The sequence below is a fragment of the Adlercreutzia equolifaciens DSM 19450 genome, assembly GCF_000478885.1.
GTDB lineage: Bacteria > Actinomycetota > Coriobacteriia > Coriobacteriales > Eggerthellaceae > Adlercreutzia > Adlercreutzia equolifaciens.
In genome coordinates this window covers 877748-902160 of sequence record NC_022567.1, presented here as the reverse complement: position 1 = coordinate 902160, position 24413 = coordinate 877748, and the positions used below count along the sequence as shown (strand labels likewise).

The 24413-nt window shown below is 57.7% G+C and carries 15 protein-coding genes and 1 pseudogene; 6 read left to right on the top strand and 10 right to left on the bottom strand.

What is annotated here, in order from left to right; translation table 11 throughout:
• Positions 1-38: 38 nt before the first annotated feature.
• Genes AEQU_RS03390 through AEQU_RS03380 form a run of 3 tightly spaced genes read right to left on the bottom strand, consistent with a single transcriptional unit; the run spans position 39 to position 5098 of the window.
• The gene (locus AEQU_RS03390) at positions 39-1883 is read right to left on the bottom strand and encodes a hypothetical protein (RefSeq protein ID WP_022739526.1); all 1845 of its coding nucleotides are present in this window, start codon (positions 1881-1883) and stop codon (positions 39-41) included.
• Positions 1884-1892: 9 nt separating this feature from the next.
• On the bottom strand, positions 1893-4043 hold the full coding sequence (locus tag AEQU_RS03385) for a hypothetical protein (RefSeq protein WP_144079464.1): 2151 nt from the start codon (positions 4041-4043) through the stop codon (positions 1893-1895).
• Positions 4044-4051: 8 nt separating this feature from the next.
• Positions 4052-5098: a glycosyltransferase family 2 protein gene (locus AEQU_RS03380; protein ID WP_022739524.1), complete on the bottom strand. Its 1047-nt coding sequence runs from the start codon at positions 5096-5098 to the stop codon at positions 4052-4054.
• A 372-nt stretch (positions 5099-5470) separates the two neighbouring features.
• On the opposite strand from AEQU_RS03380, the gene AEQU_RS03375 reads away from it, so the two are divergent.
• Positions 5471-7030, top strand: a complete 1560-nt coding sequence (locus AEQU_RS03375) for a DUF6020 family protein (RefSeq protein WP_041714404.1) — start codon at positions 5471-5473, stop codon at positions 7028-7030.
• A gap of 40 nt (positions 7031-7070) precedes the next feature.
• Positions 7071-8162 carry an acyltransferase family protein gene (locus tag AEQU_RS03370; protein ID WP_022739522.1) on the top strand — a complete coding sequence of 364 codons (1092 nt, stop codon included), beginning with the start codon at positions 7071-7073 and terminating at the stop codon, positions 8160-8162.
• Positions 8163-8282: 120 nt separating this feature from the next.
• Here the strand turns inward: AEQU_RS03370 and AEQU_RS13130 are convergent.
• From AEQU_RS13130 to AEQU_RS03355, 5 genes and pseudogenes are all read right to left on the bottom strand, one after another.
• Positions 8283-8675, bottom strand: a pseudogene (locus AEQU_RS13130) (transposase); the annotation flags it as partial.
• 340 nt (positions 8676-9015) lie between these two features.
• Positions 9016-9984 carry a trypsin-like peptidase domain-containing protein gene (locus tag AEQU_RS11800; RefSeq protein WP_051353383.1) on the bottom strand — a complete coding sequence of 323 codons (969 nt, stop codon included), beginning with the start codon at positions 9982-9984 and terminating at the stop codon, positions 9016-9018.
• A 40-nt stretch (positions 9985-10024) separates the two neighbouring features.
• Entirely contained in the window at positions 10025-10672 is a 648-nt protein-coding gene (locus AEQU_RS03365; RefSeq protein ID WP_051353382.1) for a reverse transcriptase family protein, read from the bottom strand.
• Between the two features lie 230 nt (positions 10673-10902).
• A complete protein-coding gene (locus AEQU_RS03360; RefSeq protein WP_041714398.1) occupies positions 10903-11931 on the bottom strand; it encodes a hypothetical protein in 1029 nt (342 codons plus the stop codon).
• Positions 11932-12146: 215 nt separating this feature from the next.
• A complete protein-coding gene (locus AEQU_RS03355; RefSeq protein WP_022739518.1) occupies positions 12147-13904 on the bottom strand; it encodes a hypothetical protein in 1758 nt (585 codons plus the stop codon).
• A gap of 646 nt (positions 13905-14550) precedes the next feature.
• Here AEQU_RS03355 and yidC point away from each other — a divergent pair.
• Positions 14551-16494: a membrane protein insertase YidC gene (yidC, locus tag AEQU_RS03350; RefSeq protein ID WP_022739517.1), complete on the top strand. Its 1944-nt coding sequence runs from the start codon at positions 14551-14553 to the stop codon at positions 16492-16494.
• Positions 16481-18640, top strand: coding sequence for an alkaline phosphatase family protein (locus AEQU_RS03345; protein ID WP_022739516.1), 2160 nt, complete (start codon positions 16481-16483; stop codon positions 18638-18640). The genes yidC and AEQU_RS03345 overlap by 14 nt, the downstream gene beginning before the upstream one ends.
• Before the next feature lie 216 nt (positions 18641-18856).
• Here AEQU_RS03345 and AEQU_RS11795 read toward each other — a convergent pair whose 3' ends face one another.
• The gene (locus AEQU_RS11795; protein ID WP_022739515.1) at positions 18857-19498 is read right to left on the bottom strand and encodes an N-acetylmuramoyl-L-alanine amidase family protein; all 642 of its coding nucleotides are present in this window, start codon (positions 19496-19498) and stop codon (positions 18857-18859) included.
• A 466-nt stretch (positions 19499-19964) separates the two neighbouring features.
• Here AEQU_RS11795 and AEQU_RS11790 point away from each other — a divergent pair, with 466 nt between their 5' ends.
• A complete protein-coding gene (locus AEQU_RS11790) occupies positions 19965-22025 on the top strand; it encodes a glycosyltransferase (protein WP_022739514.1) in 2061 nt (686 codons plus the stop codon).
• Positions 22026-22031: 6 nt separating this feature from the next.
• Positions 22032-23234, top strand: coding sequence for a glycosyltransferase family 2 protein (locus tag AEQU_RS03330; RefSeq protein ID WP_022739513.1), 1203 nt, complete (start codon positions 22032-22034; stop codon positions 23232-23234).
• Here AEQU_RS03330 and AEQU_RS12705 read toward each other — a convergent pair.
• Entirely contained in the window at positions 23231-24412 is a 1182-nt protein-coding gene (locus tag AEQU_RS12705; protein WP_022739512.1) for a glycosyltransferase family 2 protein, read from the bottom strand. The genes AEQU_RS03330 and AEQU_RS12705 overlap by 4 nt on opposite strands.
• Position 24413: the final 1 nt, after the last annotated feature.

The following is a 24413-nucleotide window of genomic DNA, read 5'->3' as shown; positions in this document are numbered from 1 at the left end:
CGGTACAGTGGTGCTTCCATCATGTATTGACTCCCGGATTATGTGAACATCTTGTGCAAAGCGGCTCTGCGCCGTCGTTGCCGAAAAGACCAACAGGCAAAGACCGTAAGCGCGACTAGAGAGAGGAACGAGCACCAGCCAGCAAGAGTCCACCCGATAGGTTGGGCAAACGACACAATCAGCTCTCCGTTCCTATTAGGGGGAATAGCAATTTGAAGCATTCCCTCTTTGTTGGTCGCTACGTCCACCTCATCTTGGTCGACTCCGCCTATAGCAAGGTGCGCGTAACTAAAAATCGGAAGCGCAATGGTGCCCCCTTTTGCTCCTGACGAATAATTAACTTCGAATGTTGTTCCCTTGCGAGACAATGACGCCTCGATGACATCGCCTTCCGTCTTTATTTCCGGATGAAGCGGCGGCGCGGCCGGTCCGTCGTGGTAGGGCAAGTATTCCCCCGATCCAACGCTCCATGAATCGGCTATCTCATCCATGCTTCTATAGGCTTTAGAGTTTTCCAGGAACGATGTGCCCGCAAAGCCGCCCTCCAACATGGCGAGCAAAACGAGTGCGCTTGCTGCAAGCGCTATTACGTCCTTTATGTTTCGCCTTACGCTCTTCAAAGCGCAGCACCCAGCTAGCAAAAGCAGCAAATCCGCTTCGCCGAGAAAGCGCCAAGGGAACTGGATGCGGCTCACCAGAAGCGCGAAACGACCTACCAACGAGTTCGGATCCGCCGATTCGAACGGAACAATGCAAGTGGTCAGAAGGCATAGCACCGCTCCACCTGCTAAGCACAACCACCCGACCCTTACCACCGTTCTTTCCGACTGCTTGCATAGGCCAGAGCCAAGCGCCCGAGAGCCAAGAAATAGCACCACGCAGCCGATAAGGGCGACACCCAAAGATAGGGGCATCGAATCTGCATACAAGTAGATCCCAGCATCCACCTCCTCCGCGCGAGACAGATTCATTGGAGAAAAGCACTCGAACAGCTGTGAGGGCTGCAGCGCAGCACGGGCGAATTCAAGCAACTGCTGCTCTGCGGGCACCTGTGCGCTGTTTATCGAAAGCCTCTCCATAGTATAGAAGTCTAAAAAGGGTACCCAAAAAGCTGCACTAAGCGCGAGCGTCAATGCCGCCACGATAGCCAGCCTTAGCCAAACATACCCTTCATGGTTATAGATAAGGCCGATTATGATAGCGGGGAGAAGCACTACCAGAACAAGGAACACGCTTATTATGTGGGAGTAGATAACAGCACTTAATCCTACGGCACCCCAAAGCCAAGAGTAGCCTCTTCGAAGATCGGGCTGCTTCGAGAACACCGCATACACCGCAAAGGCAATGAGCGGCAAAAAGGCAAGGGCAACGTACTCCCCAACTGCGGCTCGCACGAAAGCATCCATGAGCCGGTAGGAAGATAAGGTCCAGAGAAACGCGGAGAACACGCCAATGCGGCGCGAACGAAATATCCTCGAAAAAGAGAAGTAGGCAATCACGACGGTGGCCACGTTAATGGCAATGACGAACACGGAATAAGCCCGTGTGGCAGAAAGTCCCAGCAGAACTAGAATTGCGGGAAAGTACAGGAACAGATCGCCATACATAATGGAGACCGGATAACCGGCGCCATCGAATTGGGAGTATTGCATTCGAACCGGGAACTGCCCATCGGAAAGCGCTCCAGCGATGCCTTCGATTCGATACAGGTGGAACACCATATCTTGATGAGGGATGTAGGGAAGAAAGCTGCTGAAGTACGGAAAGCTGCTGATGAGAACAGCTACCGCAAGGGCGAGTACTACTAGACGGCTCCCCTGTACCTTCGAGACGACAAGCCGATGCCCGCTATTACTTAGCGGCGCAACTTCACGAGAATGCACGGCGACCTCCTACCCGGCAAGACTGAAAGCGCTGCACAAACGGCCCCACATCGCAGGATCGAACTGATTGACTCCGACAGTACTTCCCCCATCGACGCCGAAAAAGGCCAGCAGCAGAAAGAAGTTGTACACGAGCGTTACAACTACTGCGGCCACGAGCAGACTCTGCGCCAACGCTTTCGAGCATCCCAAATCGCGGTTTGCCTCAAGCACCATAAAGCCAATTCCCGCTGCCGTCGCGAAAAACGGACAGAAATCGACCATGTATCTTCCAAGAACACCTGCGGCAATTGAGTCGAACACAGCGATAATAAAGCCCATCGCGCAGAGAGCTGCGATAGCGAGCGACCACGGAGCGCTCTTCATAGCCCTTCGCAACGCTAAAACAGCTCCGAGCAAGAATGGCAGAGTGGCAAAAGCGCCGCCGAAGGTCTGCTCCACGATATTGACGCCCAGATAGGATGTTGCGTCATTCGCCGCGAAAAGATACGGGAAATCGAAGGCCATGTTCGCCGGTTGCAGCAGATAGAAGAAGATCCCCTGCAGCGCCAACCCGGGAGATGCCTCGCGAAACGTCATGTCGTTCGTAGTGAGGTTGTAATTGGCGCCGAAATCGAGTGGGGATCCAAATCTTGCATAATTGTAAAGCGCCAGCAGGCATCCAACGACCACGATTGGCAGAACAAAGCTGCCAGCGCGCGGAGCAAGTATCTCGCGCAAAGAGGAAGCGCTATCCGCCTTCGCCCTCCGATAGAGCCATAGAAGCGTGGGGAATGCGAAGAGAATGGATATGCCCAGCTGCGGACGGCATCCAAAAACCAGAGCCAGCGCCAGCCCGCTGAAGAAGAAGTACTTCTTTTTTAGCGACAAGCAGGCTTTCAGCAAAAACCATACGCCCCAAACAGCGAACAGCAGGCCCCACACCATGGGCAGCGAATAGGAGGTTGCCCTCAGAATCGCGTACAAAAGGCCCGAGGAGGACAGGGCGCCTATAGACACCAGGAGAAACGACCCGATGGATATGTTGCTGAAGAAGTTTTTCGCCAGCGTTCTGAGCAGCACAACAAGGCCCAATCCGTAGCCCGCAACGCCTATCAAAACTCCTATACCGGCAGGGAACGTCATGCCCGTCAGAAGATACATAGGAAGATAGAGCAGCAGGCAGGGAACTATCCCGAAATAGAGGTAGTACCTTCCCTCGTAATAGGCCACGTCCCACTTGTACTCTTCGCCGGTTTCCTGAACTGCGGCCTCACGAGCGTACAAGTCGTAGGGATTCTCTATCTCCTGCATCCACGATGGCGGGTCTATCTCCAAATTTAGGCGGCCATGGGCGATAGATTTCGCCAGCTCATAATAGCGATCCACATGGAAGCGATCGGCTGCCGGATTGTTCGGATCCGAAAACACAAACGTGCTAAAGGACTTGCCATCTTCGTGGCGCTGCCCGTTGAAGCTGTCCGTTGCCACGCCCACATATATGGGCTTCAACAGCAGAAGCGAGCACATGAGCACAACGTATACGACCATGAGTGCCGCCGTAGACATGTTGAGCAGATGCTCGTTATCTTTGACAAGCACCCGGCGCAACCCATTTTTCCTGAAGGTCAAAACGAATCCGGTAGCCAGCACGTAAAGAACTATCCTGAATGGCGAAACCACGAAGGGATAATTGGGATTGGCCACAACCTGCTTGACCTTAACCGATTCTCCATCGGCCAAACGAAACTGCAGTTTCATGCTTTTCGCCTCGCCATATGTGCTGAAATGCAAGTACTGAGTCAGAGGGGCCGACTGAGTCATGGTTGCATTCCCGAGCTCGTAGAAAGCTGAGTTGCCCTCGTCCTGCAAATACAGCGTCACCGATACGAGCGAGTGGGAAACATCCGCATCGGCTATTTCGACTCGAACATCGCCCATATCAGCTGGAACGTTTTCCAGCAGTAGCTCGTTGCTTGCAGCCGTAAGCTCCGCGGGCTCCGACAGCAAGCCCTCCCCCGTTTCGTCCAAGGTTCTCAGGTTGCCAAAATTGAAAACGACCACCTCGAGAACAGCGCAAATAAGCAAGCAGATCAGCAGCAGTCGGAAAACCGGCGCTGCCTTCCATCGAGACAGGAGCTTACTGCCTTGCGCGTGCTGTGCTTGAAAAGACTTATTCATGTCAAGCATTATACCTGAGTCGAACTGTCACCTGGGGATGTAGGGCGGTGTGCTCTCGCAGCACCAGGGTCAACGGACCCGTTCACGCTGCTTCGACAAGGCAATTCCGCTTCCCCTCTCACATTCGACTCTCTTAAGACGAAAATTGGGCGGTTCTTTACCTCCAAGTATATCTTTGACACATATTGTCCCAAAATGCCGATGCAAAGCAGCTGAATACCACCTATCAGGAGAATAATGCACACCAATGAAGGCCAGCCGGGAACAGGATCCCCGAACAGCAAGGCTCGCACCACGATGAAAAGAATGAGCACCAAGGCAACGAGAAAACAGACAATGCCAGCCCCCGAAGCCAGGAGCAATGGCGCCGAGGAGAAAGACGAGATACCTTCCAGCGCATAGCGGACCAAACCCACAAAACTCCAAGAGCTGCTGCCTCCGACGCGCTCCTCGTTTTGGTATTCGAACCATTCGGTGTTAAATCCCACCCAACTGGAGATACCCTTAAAAAAGCGGTTGTACTCCCCCATTGATAAAATAGCTTCGACGACACACCGTTTCATAACCTGATAATCGCGCGCGCCATCAACGATCTTCGTATCTGAGATGCTATTTATCACGCGATAAAATGTCCGGGCACAAACTGAGCGGATCAGGGGCTCTTTGCTCCGGTCCACACGCCTCACTCGCGCTATGTCGCAACTTGCTCCGTCTCTGCGCGTTACAGCTTCCACCAGCTTCGGCAAAAGGGTGGGCGGATCCTGCAAATCTGCGTCCATTATCGCCACCAGATCGCCCGTCGCATATTGAAGCCCAGCGTAAATCGCGGCTTCTTTTCCGAAGTTTCGGGAAAAGGAAAGGTACCGAATGTCGTTGGATTTTTCTGCAAGCTCTTTTACTATGCTCAGAGTCGCATCGGTTGAGCCATCGTCGACAAAAAGGATTTCCATGTCGTACTCCGGCAACTGCGTCTCGCAGACACCCCTAAGGGCTGCCTCGAAAGCACGCACCGTATCCTCCTCGTTGAAGCAAGGAACGATTACGGAAATCTGCACAGCTCCTCCTAGTGTCTCCAAGTCTCAGAGCGAAAGGGCAAGTTTAAGCGATGCCTATTCAACAAATGCACTATACATTATGGACGAGATCGCTTGCTTTGCGCGTCTCATATGGTAAATAACTATGCCATTGGTTCCCTAGTGTAAGTGTTGTAGTCTTGCCCGCAAGATCGGCGCCTCGGTGCTTCGATGATTCGAGAGCCTGGCAATTGAGCGCAATCACGACAAAAACGCAGGAAAGGGGCGCGGGAAAGCTTATACTTTCAAACACGAACCCCACGAGGGCCATCTTGCCGACGCCCCGTTTTCGTTTAAGGACACCGATCGCTGGAAATCATCCGCGAACATATCAGGCCGCTCATTGCCACTTCTGTGGTACTGGCGCTTTACGTCTTGATCGGCGTTACCGCACGTCTCGAGGGTAGCCTTTCGGGATTGGCGGCTAAGCCGTTTTCTGCGCTTGGCCTTTTCGCTGGCGGCTTCGTTTTGGCCTTCCTACTCTCCTCGGCCTTCCTCTGCTTCTGCAAGAACAAGGCGGTAGGGCGCGTACCATCGGGATGGCAGACCTTCGTGGACGATCACCTTGGCGCTATCGTGCCCCTGTTCATATTCATATGCTGGATTCCCCTAATCGTCGCGTACTATCCGGGTGTGGTCGGCTACGACCCGAACTACGAGATCCGCCAGTTCATGGGCTATACCACATTCACCAACCACCACCCTCCGGCCCATACGCTTCTGCTCGGCGCCTTCTACACTCCGGGCAGCGGTTCCATGTTCGCGCTCGTTTTGCTGCAGGTGCTGCTGTTCGCATGCGCCGTGGCAAGAGTTGCCGAGCTCATGCGAACGTTCGGCGTGCGGTTCGGCCTCGTAGCCGCCTTTGTGGTGTTCTGCACCGTGTTCTGCTTCTTTCCAGCGCGCGAGGTTTCCGTATACAAGGAGTCTCTTTACCTCCCCTTCTTCGTGCTCTTCACATGCGCCTTCATTGAAATCGCCTGCTTGGGCAAAAGGGGCGCCCGTACATGGATGGAGCTCGCCCTGTTCGGACTGCTGCTCGTGCTGCTGAGAAAGGACGGCATATTCGTCGTTGTCGTCTCGTGCTTAGCCTTGCTTTTCCTTAAGGGGCGCAGCACCAAAACAGCGACACTGGCGATTTCCGTTGGGCTAATCGCGACGGTTGGCCTGACGAATGCGCTTGCTTGGCCGGCCCTCGGCGTCACCAGCGGGTCGCGCGGAGAGGCGTTCAGCGTGCCGCTGCAGCAGACGATCCGCTGTCTGATATATCACGGCGACGACGTAACCGCCGAGGAGAGGGACGCCATCGCCGACGTCATCGACATAGATAAGGCGATAGAGGTGTACGATCCGAACTCCGCCGACCCCGTGAAGGCGCTGTGGGTGGGACAGAGCAACGGGCAGATTCTGAGATACCTGAAGGCCTGGGGCTCGATGCTGATCAGGCATCCCGGCGTGTATTTCGACGCCTTTGTGCAAGAGAGCTACGGCTTCTTTCTGCCATGGCCCGAGAACCTATGCGCACATCCGCGCGACAACTTCCAACTCACTCCGCGCGAGCAGAGGGAGCCCGACATGGCGCTCGGCTTCCTGCTCCCGGACGATACCGCTTCCATACGCGAGGGATTCGAGGGCTATTGCCGACTGTGGGTTACGAACCCGGCGCTGTGCCTGCTATCCAATCCGGGTATTTACACATGGGTTCTCACCTTCATGGTGGTCTTTGCTATCGCAGGGGCGCGAAGACGCGGTGCCGCTGGCATCGTCTCGCTGGTTGCGGGGCTGATGATCCTCGTTTTCTGTGTACTGGGGCCCGTCAACGGCTATATGAGGTACTTCCTTCCCCTTGTTCCGGTGCTGCCCCTTATGACGTGCGCCGTGTTCCGTGTCGGGATGGGCGGCCAGCCGGATGATTAAGACTCGTACACGAGAGAGCTATCCCCGCAAAGGACGACACATGGCGCACAATGTAAGAGCAATGAGCAGCACCGGGGGCACCGCGACGCGACAGACGGCTGCCGTAGCCAAAGGCCGCGAGCCCAATGGCAAAGCTACGCCCAAAGGCGAAGCCCGCAAGCCCAAAGGGCGCGTGGCCTGGATCGACATCGCCAAGGGCATCGCGATCATCTTGGTGGTGACGGGGCATACTGTTTCCAGCGGATCGCAGCTCATCCCCATGATATTCATGTTCCACATGCCCCTGTTCTTCATAATGTCCGGATACACCTTCAAGCCCAAACCGGCAGGCGAGGTGATTCGATCGTCGGCGCAGAGGCTGCTCGTTCCCTATGCGATCATCTTCGTCCTGTGGCAGGGCGTCAAGTGGCTGCGACAGCCCGACGCGCTCAGCTTAGGCGCGCTCGGCGATTTGGCCCTTCGGTTCATTTTCGCCTCTGGATCGCCCAACGACGACATGGGCATAACGACGACGGGCATGGCGTGGTTCCTCATGTGCCTGTTCGTGTCAAGGGTGATGCTGAACGGGCTTGTGGGCCTGTTCGACCACCATGGCATCGGGCTTGTCGCGCAAGCAGTCGTGTTTGCCGTCATGGCCGCAGCGGGGATCTTCATCGGAGACGAGCTGCACGTATTCCTGCCGTTCGATCTCGATCTTGCGCTGGTTACCGCTGGGTTCATGTGGTGCGGATACACAGCACGCAAGACGAGCTTCATGGCCCGCTGGGGCACACGCTGGTACGTGCTCGTCGCGGCAGCGATCCTTTACATAGCGGCCTTCAGCTTCAGCTACCTGGAGCTCGCGATGCGCCTCTACGGCATTGCCCCGCTGTGCATCGCCGGAGCGCTGGGCGGATCGCTGGTGACGTGCTGGCTTTCGATGCTGATCGAGCGGTTCTCGAGACTTCTCACGCGCTTCCTGACTTTCATGGGGCGCAACAGCATGTACATTTACTGCTTCCACTGCCTCGACTGGTGGGTGCCCTGGAAGGATCTGGCGGCACTTCAGGGAGTGCCCTTCTCGCACGCCATCGCCTCGGCCTCCCGAACGCTTTACGCCGTACTGATGACCCTGCTGGTTAAGAGGATTTGAGGCGCTTCCGATTGTTTGGTAGTGTCCCAAACGTTGGCGCCGACGGCGCCCAGGCCGAAAACCCGCCGGCAGCCGTCCGACCTGGCCCCTATCGCCGTGACCAGCGCGCACGCAGGACAACACCTGGCTGGCGCCCATGCGGTCAGCCCCAAGCGCCGAAGCCACCTTCTCCACCTTCCTCGTCGACACGCCGCACGTCACCATCTCGGATACCGCGGCGACGACGGCCCTGTCCACGCGCGAGTAGCGCACGAGCAGGTCCTCCGAGAAGTAGCTGCCCCGCCTGAGCTTGGGGATGCGCAGGTTGATGACCCCCACGCTGGTGACGAGCGCGCGGTCGCGGTAGCCGTTCCTCTGGTTGCCGTCGGCGCACGCGTCCTCGGCCTGGGCGTCCATGATCTCGTTCACGAACGCCTCGGCCATCGTCCGGATCAGCTCGCGGATGTTGACCATGCCGTCGTCGAATCTCGGCATCTCGGACAAATCGGGGCCGATTGCTGCTAAAGTGTTCATTGCGGTCATCGCCTTTCTCTGAATCATTTACTTCGCAATAAACGATTCTAGCGATGGCCGTTTCTCATGCACCGGCTAATCAGTCCGCGAAACGTCCGCTACACCGACATCCGGCACGCGATCCGGTGATGCTCGGATCACAATTGAAATCGTCCTCTTTGAGCGCTACTTCCGAATCAGTACTGGTCAGTATCACGACAGCGAATGAAGTCGAAGAGATACCTGGCCTTTCCATCATCTAACAGCATATCTAGCAACGCCTTGCCACAATCCCGCACGCCGTTTGGGCATTCGCATTCGCATGCACAAAGACGATCCTCCCCACTCGAGCAATGGCGACTTATGAGTAAAACTGCTCGGCGATTTCCGGAACAGATTCTAACGTGATGAACTGCCCGTCTCGGTCATACGCCATGTCGCCGCTCCCCTTCGTGACAATCCCGACAACTTCTCCGTGCCCATTGAGCACGGGCCCTCCGCTCATGCCAGCAACAAAAGCCCTGTCGACGATCACCATGTCCCCAACTACTTCCAGCACCCTCGCTTCTATCCTGCGAAGCGCAGGATCGCCCTCAGCAAACCCGAAGGCGACAACCTTTTGCCCAACCTGCAAGCCCGTGTTTATCGAAGGCAATAAGCCGACACAGCGAGAGAATTCTTCGGGTTTATTCAAAATAGCCCAGTCGTCTGCGTAGCTCACTCTTAAACCATCATAATGGACGGTCACTCCTTCTTCGCCTAACGTTAAGATGGCAAACGAACTTTCATTGTAAACCATCGATGACGCACCTATGTCCTTAAAGCAGTGAGCAGCGGAAAGCAGTTTTCCATTTGACAGGACGAAGCCCGTACCAACCATTCCATAATCGCGACTTTCAGCCGTCCCCAGTTTCCTGCAGCTCGCCAACGAATCGATGCGAACGATTGATCGAGATGTGGACATTTCCGGAACTCGCCTCATACTTAGATCGCTGAACCGATCCCACAATTTACGAAGAGGGGTGGATTCGAAGCCACTAGCTCGTTCGATCATCGTGAAGTAAGCTAGTAACCCCTCAATATGGGACACGAATCGCTTTTTGTCGAACCCGCCAGTCTCCGCGAAAAAGGCGTTCGCGTATCGGCGACGATCGGATAGCTCGACAAAACCTCGCACAGCGCACTCTACGCCCTGCGTTTCCCAACGATGAAACATAACGCTCAATCGCCTATACTCGCTGCGTCGGAAGTTGCATTTCTTGTTGACAACCACTCCCGTCACAACCTGCCTGGCGCCTCTCCCCAAGATCGCCGTCTTCTCCTCGTTCAAAGAGAAGCCATTTCTTTCGATGATGGACACCGCCGTTCGCTCAGAAGATATCCCCCGTCTCGGCATCCTCTCGTGCAACAGCGTGGATCGCCCGCTTGCTGCTCGACGAGAATGCAAGATCGTCTACATACCGCGTATATCGGAGCTTCCTGTTACGCGCGAAAGATTGGAGCGCGCAATCCATCTTGTAGCAGATCATGTTGCTGAGTACGGGTGACGTTGGAGCGCCTTGAGGCAAACAGCCATTATGGCAGACTAGATTGGTGAGCGTATTGCACACCTCACCCGGAAAGCTGAATGGGGCGCTAGAAAACAGACCGTGTATCCTGCTGGAGGAAATGCTCGGGAAAAAGCTTTTCAGATCAACTTTGACAACAGTCGGTCTGTCCACGTGAAGAGCAGCGTTAGTGACAATGCTTCTCTCTGGCACGAACCCATGAACACAATCTGGCGCATCGTATATTTCTACAAGAGCCTGGTTGATGCGACACTGCATTTCTTTGAGTTTAGGGCACGGGGCATCAATCTTACGCACCGCATTACCGATCTTCTTGGGAATGGGGAAAGTAGTGTAGAATTGATTGCCGGAATAGGCAAAATAGGTTAACGTTTGCAGAGACACACCGAGAAAATACGCCAAATCACGATTCGACTGCATCCTCAAGAACTCATCTTTCAAACCAGCCACGGCAGGACTCCTTCCGGTCAGGACGTACCGTAGACCACGGTAAATCTGTTCTGAGACAAGCGAGCACCTGATAAAGACGCCATCGTTGAGCGAATGCGATTCACATTCAAAAATCGAGCCCCACCGTGACCATAAGAAAGCATATCGCCAGTTTTACCGAAAGACATGAGGATGTTGATAAAGCTTCACCCGATGCCGTCAACAAACCTGGCAACAGCATCGTGCGAAGATTAAACTGCAGAAAGAGAGCAAGTTCCCATACGCAGAATTGCGTCAATCACCAGTATGCACTTGGCAGAGTGCTCCCAAGTTCCATAATTCAATTGCTCCCCATGACATATTTTGTTCCTGCACGGATTGCTTGCGACTATTTTTTCATCATACTGATTCGTCAGAACAACTTCAACGACATAGTCGGCCAGAGACTCCCATATAAAAATACCTTGATCAGCATTTATGAATATAATGATAACTTTATCTTTTTCACATATTCTTCTCTGCTTATTATCTTTTTTGTGAAGTGGTTCCAAATTGTATTTCTTCGCCTTCCAGTCAAACACATCGACATCAACATCCGATCGTGCGATAACACGCTTATGGAAGCAGTCAATAAGCCCAGAAAGCATGCACGCAAGCATCGCTACACAGCCATCGTAATCGCCATGCCCATGACGACTCAATGCATCAATAAGCTTCTTCTTTTGTGCACTACCTAGGCAATCGCATTGCAACCACCGGTTCTTTGTGTCCGAAAGCCAATCGTCATCTAGGTAACGAGAAGCAATGTCGGAAACTGCGATCGCCAAATCATCATCTTCGACAAGATCATTGATCTCCATCAGCTCATCATCCATTGCTCCGTTACGGACCAGCATAAGTGGCCAACGAGCCCTTTTCATCAGACCACAAACACGAATGGTTTCCCTTGCCGCAAGAACAGGCTCGATGAATGCAGAACGGTCCAGCTCGGGAATCTTAAAAGGTGTTGGTGGAACAAGATCTGCAAACGGGGCAGTTATAGAACGAAACTGAGAGATTATCTCATCCTTCATTTCGCAAAACTGCTTCAACGACTTCGAAGCCTCCGCCATCTGTTGATATACCACAGACTGTTCTCTTGTTTGCTCCATTGCAGAGCGCACCGAAGCCACCAAATCGGCCAACTGTAAGTTCGGATCCTCTAGTTTCAAATTTTCCATTGCCTTATGGACGTCTCGAATACCCCCATCGTCAAATTGGCACTTGAATTGTTCTTCCAATATTCCTCCAAGCCTTCGGTCAGCAACCCTCGGGGAGCAAAAGGCTACCCCTCTACGGCACTATAAATACTACAAATTATCAGTACACTAGTTCATCACTAATCTTTTATTGTTCATACCAAGCATTAACTGAAACTGCCATAAACAGCAGAGTCCCTTGCAGGACACCTGTTAGCATAGGCAAGATATTGCAACAGAACAGCAGTGTCACGCTGCTAAAGGCCTTCGACCGACGCCCTTATCATGCTCTGGATTACGCGGTTGTTCAGCTTTCGGTAGATCAGTGGCTCCTCGTTGTGTTCCCTGTTCAAGTGCATGCAGCTGTTGTAAACAGAGCCGAGGAGATAGTGAACTTCTGGGACAGCCACACCCTTGCTTTCTGCGTATTCCAATCGCTTCTCAGTGCCGTTTTGCCCGAGGAATGCTTCCTTGCACTCCTCGGGAAGCTGGAAGTACGCGCTCTGCTCAATGCGGCGTCGCAGGGCGCAGCAGACTTTCGCCGCATCATACTCATCGCCGGCGAGATACGCTTCAAGCTCATCTGCCATCGCATTCGCAAAGTCCTGCGGAAGAACCATGCCGGATGGCACTTTCTTCGAGATCAGATAGTCCCTCATCTCCCCCGAGACACTACCGCATGGTGAATAATGCAGGTACTTGCCCGATATCTCGTTGTATACGGCTTCGCACTCCTTCTGCGTCCTCTTCCTGTCGCAAAGCAGTGCGGCCATATAGGACGAGATCTTGCAATGCGCCTCTTTCCCAAAATAGAAGACGTGTTTTATCTTGAATCGGTAGCTGCTCATAGTCGAGGGATCTATGTGCGTGCATATGACTGGATACAGATTCTTTCCCTGGCTTTTGAACTCACGCATCACCTCGAGCAGGTAATACTGCGCCACAAGCAAGTTCCCATCGTCGAGATAGTCGAATACCTCGTCGATCAGCAAGATTGAGTTATCTTTCGAAAGCTGAGCCCGAGCTTTTAAGATTGCGGCGGCAAAATAGAGCACATCCAACTCCCCATTCGACACCTGCGACCTATCCGGGAGCTTGAGGACGAGTTTGCCCTTCTCTCGTTTTAGGCCGATCTCAAGGCGCGTCGCATTAACGGCGTGAAGGAGTTCCCCGCAATTCTGCTCCATTTTCTCGAACTGCGCCCTCTTCAGGGCTTTATACAAAAGGCTCCTTCTGCTGGCGCAAAACCGATTCAGTTGAATCGCGTTAAATAGACAGTAGTGCCTAGCTTGCGAGCTCAGATCGCCTGCAATCAGATCGGCGATTTCTTTGATCGGTTTGACTCGCTCCACATCGGAACAGTCCACCGCGGCGTCAAGTATCTCCTGTTTTGTCGTGCCAGCCGCTTCAAGCTTGTCCATGAAAGCTTCGATACGCGCCGAATTGCGAGAACCGCTGCAATCTGCAAAGAAGCAGTTGTTGTCCATCACTTTCTCGAGAAAAGATGCGGTGGCGAGCAAATCCGAGAAGTTGAAGAGGAGTTTCCTCAGCGATGCGCGGCACTCGGCCCTCACATTCGTCATCAGGTACCCAAGTGCCGTCTTCTCAGGAATCTTACTGCTGAGGACGACGTCGGGCAGGCAGATCTGCGCTTTGCCGAAGGCGCGTCCATTGAACTGCCTCACGCTTTGCTTGGCATAAAGGCTGCCTCGAATGACGGCGACATCGAACTGCCCCGCGATGTCATTCTTGCTGCTTGTGGCGCCGAGGTACGTTCCATCTTCAAGCGTTAGCCCTAATTCCGAATCCGGCCACTCTATTCCTTCGTGAAGCGATTCCTCAGTGAGCCTCAGCCCAGTACGCCTGAGCGATTCGAAGCCGACCGCCAGCGACGATTTGCCCGAGCCGTTGGGCGCAACCAGGAAATTCGGCTGATTCGGCACCAACCGACACAGGATATCGATCTCTTCGGTGCCCTTGATGTGTTTCGCTTTCAATGATGTGATTACCGCCATTGGCCTCTCCCTTTTAGGTATCTCAATAATGGTTTACGTTGCCGCGCATCCGTGGAACTCGCCCTCTTGACGCCTATGGTAGCCATAGCCTCAATATTCGACAATCGAACAAGATGTGTTTTTCGCTGTTGGTAAACAACAGAATTTGTTTCGACCAACGGTCAATTTAACATCAAACAGCTCGATCTCAGATGCCCACATGGAGGCATTCGGCAGACGATCATCCGTGGCATCGGCTCAGATTATTGCCATAGCGTTCGCACTATTCGTTCAGTCCGCGCTATACTCACGAAAATGCAAACTCCGAACCGTGCGCGTCCGCCCGATTGGCTGCAAACTGTCGACTTTGCAGCACCACGTTCGCCATGGTGAGTGCAGCGCCGCTCGACACCAGGCGAAACGCCAACATGAGACCATGTATTGGGATGCTTGCCGCGCTCGTGTTGGCTGCAAAGTCGCAAATTTGCAGCCAACACGAGTGGGCGCAAACGGTGGGAAGCCAAACGCCAGCCCCATTTCCAACCCGGAGCGCTACAATAGCGGCGTTTGTCCCCGATTCGTCCGAAAGGCATTCGCGCACTATGACCGCACCCATCGAAGAGGTCCGCCGAAGCGCCCGCCGGGCCTGGCGAGAAGGGAGGGCGGCATGCAGTTTCTAGCGGACGCCTTCTCTCTCATCGTCGACCCGTGCTACGCGCTCACCCATAACTGGTGGCTCGCCATCCTGCTGTTCACCATCATCATCAAGATCATCCTCATGCCTATGGCGCTGTGGGTTCAGAAGAACTCCATCGTCATGGTGCAGCTGATGCCGGCGCTCAACCGCATCAAGATCCGCTACTTCGGCGACGCGGAGACCATCGGCGAGAAGCAAACGGCCCTTTACAAGGAGAAGCACTACCACCCGATGCTCAGCCTCATTCCGCTGGCCATCCAGATCCTCATCCTGTTCGGCCTGGTCGACGTCGTCCACGGCATCACCGACAGTGGCACCCCCGGCACCGAGTTTCTGGGCCTCGTCCCCGTGGAGGACGGCGGCCTGTCGTGGGTCATGCCCGTGCTGGCCGGCCTGTCCGCGGTAGCCATGGGCTGCACCCAGAACGTCATCAACCCCCTGCAGAAGGAGCAGACGCGCCTCGAGAAGAACACCACCAACGGGCTTTCCATCGCACTCTCGTTCTTCTTGGGCATGTTCGTGGCGGCCGGCATGGCCTTCTACTGGATCTGCTCTAATCTGCTCTCCATCCTGGTGCAGATCGCCTGCAACATCATCATCAAGCCGGCGAAGTACATCGACTACGACGAGCTCAACGCCAGCCGCGAGGAGCTGGAGGGGCTGAACGCCATCGGCAAGAAGCAGACGAAGTGGTACCAACGCGACCCCCTCGCCAAGCGCGAGAAGACCGATTTCAAGCGGTTCTTCTCCATCGCCGGCAAGCACATCGTCTTCTACTCGGAGGGCAGCGGCTTCTACAAGTACTTCAAGGGCGCCATCGAATGGCTGCTCGCCCATTCCGACATCTGTATCCACTACGTGACGAACGACCCCAACGACCAGGTGTTCGCCCTGGCGGAAACGCAGCCGAGGCTGTTTCCCTACTACATCGGCGAGAAGCGCGCCATCACCCTCATGATGAAGATGGACGCCGACGTGGTGGTGACCACCCTGGGCGACTTGGACAACTTCTACATCAAGCGCTCCTACGTGCGCCGCGACATCGAGTACGTGTACATGTTCCACCACATGACCTCGATGGACATGACCTCCACCGAGGGCGAGTACGACAACTACGACACGCTTCTGTGCACCGGCCCGCACCAGATCACCGAGATGCGCCAGATAGAGAAGGTGAAGGGCGCCGTCCCGAAGAACCTCGTGGAATGCGGCTACAACCTGCTCGACGAGGAGATCGCCGACTACGAGGCGCGCCCCGAGCTGCACGTGGCCAACGAGCGACCGGTCATCCTCATCGCCCCCAGCTGGCAAGAGGACAACATCATGGACAGCTGCATCGACCCCATGCTGGAATCGGCGCTCGGGCGCGGCTACCAGATCATCGTGCGGCCCCACCCCGAGTACATCAAGCGCTACCGCGCCCGCTGGGACGCGTTCAAGACCCGCTACGCCGACGTGCCGCGCGAGGAACTTGTCTTCGAGGGCGACTTCAGCGGCTTCGATTCCATCCTGCAGGCAGACCTCATCGTGACCGACTGGTCGTCCATCTTCTGCGAGTTCTGCTTCACCACCTTCAAGCCCGCCATCTTCATGGACACGCCCCCGAAGGTGCGCAACCCCAACTACAAGCGATTCGGCATAGATTCCACCGACGTCTCGCTGCGCAACCGCCTGGGGAAATCCATCGCCCTTGAGGAAGCCGGCACGTTCGGCGACGTGGCCGCCGAGCTTCTGCGCGACCGCGCGCTGTGGGAGGATCGCATCCGCGAGGTGCGCGACGGCTTCGTGTTCAACCTGGGGCACGGCGGCGAGGCGGCCGGGCGCTACCTGCTGGGCGCAGTGCTGACGGCGCAGAACGCGTCGGCCGCCGGCGACTCCGACAACGGAAAGGGGACCGCCCATGAGGCTCGCTAAGCGCTGCGCGCTCTTCCTTCACAGCGCGTTCTTCCTGGGGCTCTTCGCCCTTATCGCCACACTGGGGCTGCCCGGGCGGGCCTGGGCCTACGTGGACCCGTCGGTCATGACCTACGCCATCCAGGCCCTGGCTGGCGTGGCCGTGGCCCTAAGCGCGGTCATCGGCGTGGCCTTCCGCCGCAGCCGCCGCGCCCTCATGAGGATCCTCGGCATCGACGAGGACGCCAAGAAGGAGCACGATCCCGCCGTGCACGAGCTTATACCCGACGCCCCCGGTTACAAGGAGGCCATCGCCCAAGCCGACGACGACGCCCGCGCCCGCAAGCGCCGCCTGTCCTCGTCGCTTTCGGCCGATCGCCCGCTCACCTGGCCGCTGCGCTTCGTGCGCGCCCTGCTCGCCTCGGTGTTCGCTGTTGGCACGGTGTTCGTGATGGCCCCCATCGAAATCGTCAGCGGCAGCGGCACGAGCCTCGTGTTCTCCACCTCCGACATCCTGGGTCCGCTGCTTGTGACCGCAGGCGCCGCGGCGCTTGCCCTCGCGCTGGCGCTCTCGCTTCTGCGCGGACGGCCCTTCACCATTGCCCTCGGCATCGTCTGCGCCGTCGGCTTGGGATGCTACCTTCAGGCGCTCTTCCTCAACAGCGGCCTGCCCATTGCCGACGGCCAATCGCTGGACCTGTGGTCCCACAAGCGCATGACCGCCTTAAGCGCCCTGGTGTGGATAGCCGTCGTGGGCGGCTTCGTTATGCTGGCCGTGAAGAAACCCCGCATAGAGAGGGCCTGCGTGCTCGTCATCAGCGCCTGCCTCATTGTGGTGCAAGCCGCCGGCGGCATCAGCGCCGTCGTCGACCAGCAGAGCGCCGAGGGCGGCGACGCGCCCCGCACCGTCATTACCCGCGAGGGCCTGTTCGACCTGTCCAAGAACGGCAACGTCGTGGTGTTCGTGCTGGACATGTTCGACACCGCCACCATGGACCAGGTGCTCGCAGACGACCCCAATATCCTGGACGAGTTCACCGGCTTCACCTACTACCACGACTCCGCCGGCTCCATGGTGCCCACCCGTTACGGTCTGAAGTACCTGCTCACCGGCCGCGTGCCCGAAGGCAATGAGGAGTTCTACGACTTCTACGACAACTGGTTCTCCGATAGCACGCTGCTAGCCGATATAGCCGACGCCGGTTACGACGTCGGCGTGTACACCGACACGCTGGGCGACCACAACGACAACGCGGACGCACTTGCCGAGAACATCCACGAGGAGGGCGATTCGGCGCGCCCCGACATCCCCGCAGCGCTGGCCATGCTCGCCAAGGTGTCGCTGTACCGCGACATGCCCTGGGCGCTGAAGCCCCTGTTCTGGTTCTCCACCGAGGACATGAACAACGCCTACGTGGGCCGCGATCGGTCCGAGGGCGCCGAGTACCTCATCGATGACGCCTTCTACGGCGACATGCTGCGCACAGGCGGCCTCACCCTGAACGACGAGGAGAACTCCTTCCGGTTCATTCACCTGATGGGCGCGCATTGGCCCTACACCCTTGACAAGCAGGGCGCACGGGCCAACGGCACCGACCTCATAACCCAAAGCGAGGGCTCCCTCGGCATCGTCGCCGACTACCTGCGCGAGATGAAGCGCCTGGGGCTTTACGACAGCGCCACCATTATCATCACCGCCGATCACGGCTATTGGCGGCTTAACGCCGACGAGCTCGAATACGCCTCGTCTCCCATCATGCTGGTGAAGCCTCCGGAGAGCGCCGAGGAGGCGGCCCAGCCGCTCAAGGTGTCGGAGGTGCCCACGGGCCACGGCGATTATCCCGCGACCCTTATCGCCGCCGTCGGCGGCGACGTGTCGAAGTACGGCACGCCCGTGTGGGATGTGCCCGAGGGCGACCGGCCGCGCTACTACTGGACCACATTCAGCAACGGCAAGGCCGATACCGACTGGCAGGAGTACGAGATCGACGGCAGCGCTTTGGACCTCAACAATTGGCACAAAACTGACAAGCATATAGAGATTCCCCTCGAGGATCCCCGATCCGGAAGCTCCGATTCCGGCTCCGCTCCCGATTCCTCCTCCGGATCCGCTCCCTCGGGCCTGAACGACTCGGTTCCCAGCGACTCTGGCACCCCGAAGGGTTAGCCTCTGCCTCGGTGTATGAGCCTTCGCCTCGCTGTGCCGTCGTGTTCCACAGGCCGTCACGGCACCACAATTCGCAGCAGCGCCTCAGCCTGCCGCGAACCACCAGCAAAGCAAGTGGGGGAGAGCAATCACGCTGCTCTCCCCCACTTCCCTTCGAAATGATCTCGATCTGCTTTCACCAGAGCTCAATCTGCTCTCACCAGAGTCTCGAACATCCTAACTGCAGTTTTTGCATGCACGCGATTTGCCGGACTGCGCCACCGTTCCCGAGTGGATGTTCTTCGATCGGCTCAAAGACGGGCAATCCTTCGTGGTGTGGTATACCTTGCCGGAGTCAACCCAATAAACCGTCGAGCTGTTCGTCGTGCCTGATCCTGTGCTCCGGTCCCACTTCCCGTCAGCGCCCACGTAGTACTTGCCGATCCACTTGTTCGTAGCCATGGCGCCCGAGCCATCAACATAATAGTCGCCGATCCATTTGCTAGCAGCCATAACTCCCGAGCCGTTCAGGTAGTACCACTTGCCTCCGACCTGCTGCCATCCCGTGGCCATCGCGCCGGAAGACTTAAGGTAGTACCACGACTTCCCGATCTTCTGCCAGCCAGTCTTCATCCAGCCGGCATTGTCGAAGAGGTACCACGAACCCCCAATCGAAGCCCAACCGGACTTGGCACAGCTGCCGTCGTTGTAGGCATACCACCATTTGCCCGAGGACGACTTCCACGCCCCCTTCTGTGCCGCGAAGGCCGGCTGCGCCTCGACCGTAGCCTGGGCAGCACCTGCAAGCAGCCCTCCCCCAAGCACCAACATGACTGCCAGCGCCACGGAAGCTGCCTTCTGGCGAATCGTCCGTTCCATAAAACCCCTTTCGCTAAAAGTAATATTACTAACACCATCATCTTATCACGCCGCACCACCAACACCTCGCGAATTGGCTGCAAAATGTCGACTTTGCAGCAAAAAGCGTCCGATTCAACGTCCAATGGCGAGTGTTACCAGGGTAAATATCGCGTTTAGGGCTCGATCACCGGATCTCTTCCGCACCCCCTTGTTCTCCGAAAGAGAGAAGAATCTCAACAACGGCCTAGCGCTGATATTCGACGAGGCCAGCACGGCTTCAAGATTCGACGTAATTGCCACGAACGAATCTTCGAAGATGGCACAACGGCAAAACCACCGGCGATAATGCCGAGGCGAGACTCGGCTCCGACAACTTGGGGTGCGTCGTCCTTTTGCGGTGATTTGCTTGCTGCGCCAGAATCGGCAGCGGCAAGAAAGGTAGAATGGGGAGACAAACGAAACGCCTTGCAGACAAGGGGTCCCCATGGAGCCTGTCCTATCCATCATCATTCCCGTGTACAACGTCGAGAAGTATCTCCCCGGCTGCCTGGAAAGCGCGCTGGCCCAAGACATCCCCGGCCTGGAGATCATCTGCGTCAACGACGGCTCAACCGATTCATCGCCCGGGATCCTGCAGGCCTTTGCCGCTCGTGACGAGCGTATTGCCGTCATTGACAAGCCGAACGCCGGCTACGGTGCCGCCATGAACGATGGGCTCAAGGCCGCGCGCGGGCGTTACGTGGGCATTCTGGAATCGGACGACAAGGTGTGCGATGGCGCCTGGCAGACCCTCCTCGACGTCGCCATCGCGAACGAGCTGGACATGGTGCGCGGCTCCTACATCCGCTGTTGCAGCGGCGCCGAATCGCCTTACGATCCCCATAAGGGCGCTGCTTCCTTCTGCTCGCCCACACAGAAGGCGCTCCCATTCGACGAGGTGTTCGACCCAGCGAACTACCCGCTTTGCTACTGGGTGAACCCCAGCTTGTGGACGGGTCTCTACCGTCGGGCGTTCCTTGAAGAGGAAGGCATCTGGTTCACCGAAACGCCTGGAGCATCGTATCAGGACACCGCCTTCGGCTTCAAAACCTGGGCGCTGGCCAAGCGCGTGATGCTGCTGGACGTGCCCGTCATCTATTACAACCGGGACAACGAGTCCTCCTCCTCCAATTCGAAGAGCAAGGTCTTCGCCCTCTGCGACGAGACGGCCGAATGCGCGCGCTTCATCGACGAACGTGACGCGGAAGAACGTCTCGGCGCCCCTCTGGCGGCTCTCCGCTTTCGCACCTACCAATGGAATTCCCAGCGCGTGAGTGACGAGTTCAAAGAGGAGTTCGCCTCGGTCATGTGGAAGGAGCTGGGCGACGACTACCGTGCGGGCCGCATCGACCGCACGCTGTTCAAGAGGAGCGACTACGATCTCGTCAAACGCATGACCAACGGCACTCCCGAGGTGAGCGTCGTGTTCGCCGCAGGCGCAAGCGCGGGCACCGAGGCTGTCGCCTCTCGCCTTGAGAACCTCGTCGCGCTCACCGACGCAACCATCGAGATCATTTGCGTTCCCTACGCATCACCGGCAGAAGGTGGCGCCCAGGAAAGCGAGGACGTCGCCGAAGCGTTGGCAGCAGCTTCCGCCAACGCCCTCGCCGAGCTCTTCGATCGGTACCGCGCATCCGACGAGCGCCTCTCCGTCCTCGACGCCTGTGCCGATCTTGCGAGCGCCCTGAATGCGGGGCTTTCCCACGCCTCGGGCACCTATCTGCTCTTCACCGGAGTGGCCGACCGCTTGGACGCGCCCACGCTCGGCTACTTCGTGGGCAACGCCGAGAGGAACGACCTGGACGTCATTCTCTCCCGCTGGCTGCGCAAGATCGGCAGCGCGCCGTCCCTGGCCGGCGATCCCCTGCTCGACTGGCCGCGCCCCAGTCGCATCTGCAGCGCCCGAGATGCCCGGGGTTACGTTCTTCGCTTCGACACAGCGCTTCTGTCGAACAAGATGTTCCGTGCCTCGTTCCTGGCAGACAACCAGCTTCGCTTTCATTCCGGCGGCGACCCCGTGGGCGACTTCGCACAGGAGGCCCTCTCGCTGGCAGAGCGCGCAATGGTGCTGAACGGTCGCGTCGTCACGCGGCGCTATCCGACCGGCGCGCCGCATCTCGACTTCACGCGCCCCCTCGAGGTGGCCCGGGAAGTGGAAGATCTCCTGCGCTCTCAAGGAGCCTACGAGGAAAACGCACTCGACTACGCACGCTGGCTTTCCGATCTCTACGAGTGCGGCATGGCAGAGCGCACCGCCGAGCGCAACGAAACCGCCGTCGGCCTGCGCCGCACCCAGGCCGAGTTGGAAGCCGCAAAAAGGCGGCTCGACGAATGCTCCAAGAAACTGGGTGAGACGCAAAAGCGCCTCACCGAAACCGAAAAGCGGCTACAAATGGCGCAGACCTCTCTCCAGGCCGTCCGCGCATCCCACGCGTTCAAAGTCGGCCATGCGATCACGGCGCCGGCTCGCGCCCTCAAGAAGAGCCTCGGCAAAGCGGGAAAGTAGGAGAATATGGCAGACGAGCCCCTTGTATCCGTCGTCGTCCCGGTTTTCAACGCAGAGAAGCACCTGGGGCAGGCCCTCGACAGCCTGCTTGCCCAAACCCACGGCAACCTCGAGGTGATCTGCGTGGACGACGGCTCCACCGACGGCACCCCGCAGCTGCTGGCCGACTACGCCTCGCGCGACGGCCGCGTCCGCATCTTTAACCAGGAGAACGCCGGACCCGGTGTGGCGCGCAACCGGGGCATCGAGAGGGCCCGGGGCGATTACCTGTACTTTCTCGACGCCGACGACTGGTGCGACCCCTCGCTGCTCGAGAAGGCCGTGGCGCTGCTCGAGCGCACGGGGGCCAACATAGCCGCCCTTCCTCACTATGAATTCGATGAGCGCTACGGCATCCCTCTACGCGCAAGTTGGTCCATCCTGCGCGACAAGTTCCCCGCCGAGGTTGTAACATGGCGCGATAACCCCGATTGGGTGCTCGAAAGCTTCGGCAATTTCCCCTGGAACAAGGTGCTCCGCATGGATTTCGTGCGCGACAACCACCTCCTCTACCAGGAAATCTACCTCACCGAGGACCTCATGTTCTGCGCACCCGCCCTCGTTCTGGCAAAGGGCATTGCGCAGTTGGACCAAGCCCTCGTCTACCATCGCAAGGGCACGGGCGAGAACACCATGGCCGGCAAGGACCGACACCCCCTGGACTTCCTGAGCGCCTTTCTCGCCCTAAGGGCATGGCTTGAGGAGCGCGGCCTCTACGAACCCCTCGAAGCCGCCTATCTCAATTGGGCGGCCGGGGGCTGCCAGTACAATTTGAACACCCTCAACACCTACGATGCCTTCAAGCTCGTCTACGATACGCTCGCCCGGGGCGGTGCGAGAGATCTGGGACTCATCGATGCCGATCCGGCCCTTTTCCAAAGCGACCGCAATCGCGCTTTCGTGGAAGATCTGAGGCACCTTACCGCCGACGAGTACCTGTTCAGCCTGTACGCGACCACCGAGGACATCCGCCAGCGCGCCGTGTACCGCGCCGCCGTGCGCCTCGACGAGATCCGCGATTTGAAGAATCGCCTCGCCAAAGCCGAGAAGGACGCCAAAGCCGGGGCGCGTGCGAAGAAGTCCGCTGAGTACCGCGTAGGCCGAGCCGTTTGCCGCCTACCGAGGAAGATTCAGCGCATCGCGCGCGATTTTCGCAAGGGCCGAAGCTAGGCGCCGCGCTTCGCTTTCCGCAGGACGCGGCGCACGGCGGCCCCGGCGCGATAGATACCCTCCACCTTCGAGAACTTGCGGGCGAGCTCCTTGTTCTCCTTGGAGAGGCGCGCTACATCCCGTCTCTCCTCTTTCAGCTTGCGGCGCTCGTCCAGCCTGCGCGCCTCCTCGGCCTCAAGCTCGCGCGAGGCAGCGTACACCATGTAGGCCATGAAGTTTTCCAGCGAGTCGCGCGTCAGATGCTCGACGAACACGTTGTACCAGGGCGTGTAGTAGTAGCCCTCCTTGCGTGGCCTGAAATCAATCTTCTGAAGCACCTCGTCGCGCACGTAATTGTAGCAGGCGGCGAAGGCCTCGGCCGTCGTGACGTTGCGGAAGCCGTGGCGGATGACGCCCAAGAACTTGCAGTCGAAGCTGCGCCGGGCCGCTCCCAGCTCGCCGCCGATGGCGTCCCACACGCGCATCCAGGCGCGAAGCGGGTCGGTGGCCGAGGCGGAGAGCGTGCCCACGAGGCTGTCGGGGCGGTCGATACGGTAGGTGACGAGCGGTTTGCGCACCACCGTGATGCGCTCGGCGTACCACAGCGCGAAGGCGCAGATCTCGACATCCTCCCCGTTGCGCGTGGTGCCGTAGCGCAGGCCGTGATCCAAAAGGAACTGGCGGCGGAACATCTTGTTGAACATCATGATGGTGGTGAAGCTGAACAGGTGCTCAGCGTTGCTGTGCCGGTTGAAGGGCATCTCCTCGGGCAGTCGGTTCACTTCCAGGTACCCCGGCGCGGCCACCGTGAGCCCCAGCGACTCGTAGAAGCGCTCTCCGGCGCAGACGCACACGTCGGCCGCATCCTGCTCGCATTGGGTCCATAGAAGCTCCAGCGCGTCGCGGGCCATGAAATCGTCGGAGTCGCAGAACATGACGTAGGCTCCGCGGGCCTGCAGAAGCCCGTTGTTGCGGGCGGCACCGGCCCCCTGGTTCTTTTGGCGCAGCACGCGCACCCGCCCGTCGCGGGCGGCATACTCCTCCAAAATGGAGGGCGACTCGTCGGTGGAGCCGTCGTCCACACAGACGATCTCGATATCCGCGAGCGTCTGCCCCACCAGGCTGTCGAGGCATTCCCGCAGGTAAGCTGCCGTGTTGTAAACGGGCACCACCACGCTGACCTTCGCCGAATCCACCATG